We start from the raw sequence: 4958 nt of genomic DNA on the forward strand, positions 1-4958 counted from the left end.
GAAGCCGTAAATGGTGAGCAACAGCTCGTGCTAACAGACGGTAAACGCTACGAAACAGATGGCACAACGCCTGCACTTAACTTAACAGAATTTGATGGTTACAGCGTACAAATACGAGAACAAGAAATAGAACACCAACGCCGTAAATTAGAGGCTGTGCCAACTAACCAATTATTGGCTATAAATACTCCTGAATCTATTGCTCAATGGCAATGGCGACTCGCTATTCCGTTATCAATTCCGCTACTTACCTTACTGGCAGTACCGCTAAGTGTGGTTAATCCTCGCCAAGGTAAATTTGCAAAACTAGTACCTGCTATAAGCTTGTACTTAGGCTATTTTATTTTACTAAATGCCGCTAAATTTGCAGTTGAAGATGGCAAAATTCCGCCTTCAATTGGCTTGTGGTGGATTCATCTAAGTGCCTTGTTTATAGGTGGATTATTAATTATAAAAGGGCGACCGTTGGGCGCTTGGCTTAAAGCCGTTGTAACTAAGCGGGAGTTAGGCTCATGATGAAAACGCTTGATTGGTATTTAGGCCGCAGTATTTTACAAACTACCGGCTTTGCATTGTTGGTACTTGTTGGTATTAGCACCTTAATTAAGTTTATCGACCAGCTAAAGTCGGTAGGGCGTGGCAGTTACGATTTAATGACCGCAATGCTTTACACGCTTTACACAATACCTGGCGATTTAGTGGTGTTTTTTCCGATGGCTGCGCTAATTGGTGGCTTAACGGGTTTGGGGGCACTTGCCTCAAACAGTGAGCTGGTAGTGATGCAAGCGGCTGGTATGTCGCGCTTACAAATAATTGGCTCTGTGATGAAAACGGCCATATTTATGGCTGTATGCATGATGGCACTTGGCGAATGGGGTGCACCTGAAGCGCAATTACACGCCAAAGAAATGCGTAACCAAGCAATACATGGCGGCGATGTATTTAACACACAAAAAGGTGTATGGGCTAAAGACGGCAGCAATTTTATTAATATTGAAGATGTTGACGAAAACGGCAGGCTCAATGGGGTACACATGTACCACTTTGACAAATCGTTAGAGCTTACCCAAATCACTAAAGCAAAAGATGCACTGAGCCGAAAAGAAGGCTGGCTACTTCGTGATGTAAATAAGGTTATTATTACGAGCGAAAAAACCACAACAGAGCAACTACCAGAAGAGTTTTACCCTTCACAATTGACCGCTGAAAAGTTAGGAGTTGTGTCGGTAAAACCAGAGTCACTTTCATTTACTGGGCTTTGGTCGTATTTAACTTACTTAGAGCAAAACGAACAAGACACTAGTACCTACGAGCTTGCACTGTGGCGTAAGCTTATGCAGCCTGTATCTGTAGCGGTAATGCTGCTGGTGGCGCTCTCGTTTATATTTGGCCCGCTGCGTACCGTTACTATGGGCGCACGTATTATTATGGGTGTTGTAACGGGGATCGTGTTTCATTTAACTAATGAAATATTTGGCCCTGTAGTTATGGTTTACCAAATACCTGCCATTATAGGGGCGGTATTACCTAGTATTATATTTATAGGCTTTGCGACATATTTGATGAATAAACGGGTATAGAGTACCTATTCAAAGTATGAAAAAGGGTGACCAGTGGTAACCCTTTTTGCTTTTTAATTACCAGTTTTGGAAAGCAGGTATTAATCAAGCTCACTATAAATACGTCTGTTTTCTTCTTTAGTAAGCGCAATAACTTCTGTTTTAGAGATGTAGTCTTGTAGTGCTTTTTTGTTTTTAAAATCGACTAACACCACCAAATTACCTAAACCGAGTAAAGCGCTAACGCTGCGGATAATTGATTGCGGCCAGCTAATTAAATTACCTTCAAGAGTTTGTACTTTTAAACGCCATGCACGCATGCCAATGGTTTGCCCGCTTTTAGTCCAAAAGTAGCCAAAAAATACTAAGCTAACAATAATTAAAAGAGCGGTACGAATACCCGAAAGAAGATTTGAATTTTGAATAAATGCAGATACATCCTCTGCGCCATTTAAACTAATTACATCGAGAGAAATAAGCCCCTGTACTGCAAATAAATACAGCACTACAGTTAACATCGCAAACGCAATAATGGCTAACGTATCGTAGACCAACGACGCAAAACGGCGCCAAAAACCAGCACGTGGAAACTCACCCGACATAAATACACTCTCACTATTAATATGCGAGCTAGTTTAACAAAAAAGCTTACAAATACTAAGACATGTTAATGTTTAGAGAGAATTGATTTTATTGCTGTAAATTACTACCTACGGAGGGGAATGAAAAAGACCCTACTATTTACAGTAAGGCCTTTTAATTTATAGCGAGTTTAACCTAGCTTAATAGCAAGGTATTTTATGTCGTCACCACTTATTTGCGGTAAAAAATAAATATCGCCGTATTTAAAATACTGCTGTGAGTTAATTATTACGGCCTGTGCTGTCTGAGGCAATGAATCGTAAGTTTGGCCTAAGCTATAGTCATTCACATTACCCACTTTTACTGCCTGATTAAGGCGAGTTGATGGCTCATCAACAACCGTATAACCATCATTATCCGCAATGTAGTATACATTTTGATAAGTGTAGTAAGTCGTATTGTGGTGTTTAAAATGCCTGTAATTTCTTGGTAGCGTATTTATACGCAGGCCTCTAGGTGGTTTAACAACATGGTAGCCTCTTTTAGCTTTACGGTAATAAAGGCCGTCGTTAAACGTAAACGAAATACCATTAAATCTGATTGATGCGCTATTGCGTGGTAAATGGTTTATAAATCGATTTTGTCTGTAAGCGACTGAATTGTGATGGCTTGTTAAGTAGTTATATTTTCGCTGGTTGTAGCGGTGTAGTTCACGCTTTTCCTGTTTGTACTTATCAAGTTTACGTTTTTCTTGCTTACGGTCTTCTCGTTTTTCTTTTTTATGCTCAATACGCTGCTTTTTTTCATGGCGGCGTTCATCGCGTTTATATTCAACACGTTTGTCGTGATCGCGTTTAAAGCTTTTATCATTCTCTCGCTCGTTTTGTGCTCCAAGCGCAGAGCCTGATACTGCGCCAATGGCGAGCAGGGCAGGTAGTAAAAAAGTAAGTTTCATAATATTGCCTCGTTTATGTTTTTACATAACTGGGTTCAATACTAGCGGCTCAAACTGAATGTTAACTGACATACAACAGCAAACGGAGTTATGCTTACAGCTTTTTACATTTTACTGACGGTTCTTGACATAATCTCTAGTTTTTGACGATTATAGGAACGTTTTAATATACCAAAATGATTAGTCGTGTCATAAAAAATGGCTATTAAATTAGTAATTAAGCCTTCCTTGGCTTTGCTGGTTAATTACTTTTGATAAAAAGGATAATCGCTATAACCTACTTCAGTACCGCCATACATAGTGGCTGCNCTGCATCAGCTTCGTTAAACGTCCAATTATTTGCTATACGCTCTGGTAAATCAGGGTTAGCTATAAATGGGCGACCAAATGCAAATAAGTCACCGTAACCTTCACCTAAAATACGCACTGCTTTTTCTACTGTGTATTTACCTGCATAAATAATGCGCCCTGAAAATTCAGCTCGGACTGCTTTATAAAATTCTTGTGGTAAATCGGGAGCGTTATCCCAATCAGCTTCCGCAATCGATAAGTAAGCAATACCTGCTTGCTCAAGCACTTTAACGGCCTGGATATAAGTGTGATGAGGGTTTGATTCAACAAGTCCTAAATACACTCGTGTTTCATCTGTGCTTTCAAATAAAGGAGCAAAGCGAACACCTAAACGATCAGAGCCTACAACGTCACTTACCGCTTCAACTATCTCTTTTAAAAAGCGCAGGCGATTACTAAGCGTTCCACCGTATTGATCGTCACGGTTATTAGTATGCTCAGAAATAAACTGATTAACTAAATACCCGTTAGCACAATGAAGCTCCACACCATCAAAGCCAGCTTCTAAAGCATTGCGTGCAGCTTGAGCGTACATGTTTACCAGTTCACCAACCTCAGTAGTACTTAATGCACGAGGCTCACTTGGGTCAGCCAATGCGCCTTCACCAGGTGCGGTTTCAATAAATACTTTTACATTGTCAGCAATAATATCTGAAGGGCCAACCGGTTTACCTGAATTTGGTTGTAGTGTGGCGTGCGATACGCGCCCTACATGCCAAAGCTGAGCAAAAATAACGCCGCCTTTAGCGTGTACTGCATGTGTTACTTTTTTCCAGCCTTCAATTTGTGCTTGCGAGTGAATACCTGGGGTCCAAGCGTAACCTTGCCCACGAGGTTCTATTTGTGTGCCTTCGGTAACCATAAAACCAGCCGATGCACGCTGCGAGTAATACTCAGCCATTAATTCATTAGGAATATTGCCAGGCTGAGTGCTGCGAGAGCGAGTAAGAGGAGGCATCACAATACGGTTTTTAAGTGTAAAAGGGCCAAGCTCAATTGATGAGAATAAAGGAGCGGTATTAACTAAATCTGATTTCATTTTAAATTCTCTTATAAAGCAAACAAAGGCTTAAATAGTGGTTAAGCAACATTGGCAGCATAGAGATTTAAGGATACAATTTGAAACAACACTTTTTTGTACAGCATACAATTATGAATGGTATTAGTCGGCTTGATATAAAACAGTTAAGAGTACTCAGTAGCTTATTAGAACTGCAAAATCTTTCGCAAGTAGCCAAAAAAATGGGGTTAACGCAACAAGCTATTAGTGAGCAACTACGAAAGCTACGAGACTTATTTGACGATCGCTTGTTTATTCGCCAAGGTAATAACATGGTTGCTACTCCTAAAGCGCAAGGACTCAAGACGCCTGTTAATCATATTTTAAAGCAATTAGAGTCGTTACTAGAGCCCGAGCAGTTTAGCCCGCAAACTTATAAAGGTGTGTTTACCATAAGCGCAACCGACTACGCCACGCAGGCTTTATTGCCACAATTATTTAATATTACCCG

At 40.4% G+C, this 4958-nt stretch carries 5 protein-coding genes and 1 pseudogene; 3 read left to right on the forward strand and 3 right to left on the reverse strand.

The features are described 5' to 3' along the window. Positions 1-516, forward strand: a 516-nt coding sequence (locus L652_RS0115335) for an LptF/LptG family permease (RefSeq protein ID WP_024603536.1), incomplete at its 5' end; no start/stop codon positions are given. Continuing rightward, entirely contained in the window at positions 513-1580 is a 1068-nt protein-coding gene (gene lptG / locus L652_RS0115340; protein WP_024603537.1) for an LPS export ABC transporter permease LptG, read from the forward strand. The genes L652_RS0115335 and lptG, both read left to right, overlap by 4 nt. A gap of 80 nt (positions 1581-1660) precedes the next feature. Here the strand turns inward: lptG and L652_RS0115345 are convergent, their stop codons facing one another. The 3 genes and pseudogenes from L652_RS0115345 to L652_RS01000000123925 all read right to left on the reverse strand — a co-directional run bounded on the left by L652_RS0115345 (position 1661) and on the right by L652_RS01000000123925 (position 4486). Continuing rightward, on the reverse strand, positions 1661-2161 hold the full coding sequence (locus L652_RS0115345; protein WP_002962012.1) for an RDD family protein: 501 nt from the start codon (positions 2159-2161) through the stop codon (positions 1661-1663). Positions 2162-2331: 170 nt separating this feature from the next. Further along, complete coding sequence (locus tag L652_RS0115350) at positions 2332-3096, reverse strand: DUF6515 family protein (protein ID WP_024597087.1); 765 nt, start codon at positions 3094-3096, stop codon at positions 2332-2334. Positions 3097-3341: 245 nt separating this feature from the next. Then, a pseudogene (locus L652_RS01000000123925) lies at positions 3342-4486 on the reverse strand (alkene reductase). 80 nt (positions 4487-4566) lie between these two features. On the opposite strand from L652_RS01000000123925, the gene L652_RS0115360 reads away from it, so the two are divergent. Beyond that, the coding region (locus tag L652_RS0115360) for a LysR family transcriptional regulator (protein ID WP_024603538.1) at positions 4567-4958 on the forward strand (392 nt) is incomplete at its 3' end.

Source organism: Pseudoalteromonas sp. TB25, from assembly GCF_000497995.1.
GTDB lineage: Bacteria > Pseudomonadota > Gammaproteobacteria > Enterobacterales > Alteromonadaceae > Pseudoalteromonas > Pseudoalteromonas distincta.